Here is a 333-nt window from a genome sequence, read left to right as displayed (position 1 = left end):
ACACCAGCTGGGTCAGCTTGTCAGCTTCGCCATCCCGCCAGATCTGCATGATGTTGTCCACGCACTGATTGACCTTTGTGCCAGGTTCATCCGGCAGCATCTGGTTGACGATTCTCTGGTCAAGCCCCAGCTTGCGGCCATCCGAGGTAATCTTGAGCATATTGTCCTGGGACGGGTCAACGGTTCCGCTGTGTACCAGCGATGCGCGCTCCGAAAGGGTCTTGACCATTTCCTGCTGATGTTCGGTGGGCTGCGCCACGATGTTGTGGTATTCCACCTCCGGGGTAGGCAGATTCAGCTGGTCGGCAGTCTTAATGTCGGCCACTTCTTTGA

Annotated in this window: 1 protein-coding gene; it reads right to left on the bottom strand. The window is 56.5% G+C overall.

From position 1 onward, the window contains the following. Positions 1-333: hypothetical protein (locus tag LI241_RS15600; protein WP_368668997.1), on the bottom strand; the 333-nt coding region annotated here is incomplete at both ends.

Source organism: Longicatena sp. 210702-DFI.1.196, assembly GCF_020563125.1.
Classification (GTDB): domain Bacteria; phylum Bacillota_I; class Bacilli_A; order Erysipelotrichales; family Erysipelotrichaceae; genus Longicatena; species Longicatena caecimuris.
Note: the sequence above shows the minus strand (reverse complement) of the source record. Positions and strands in the feature narration are given on the sequence as shown.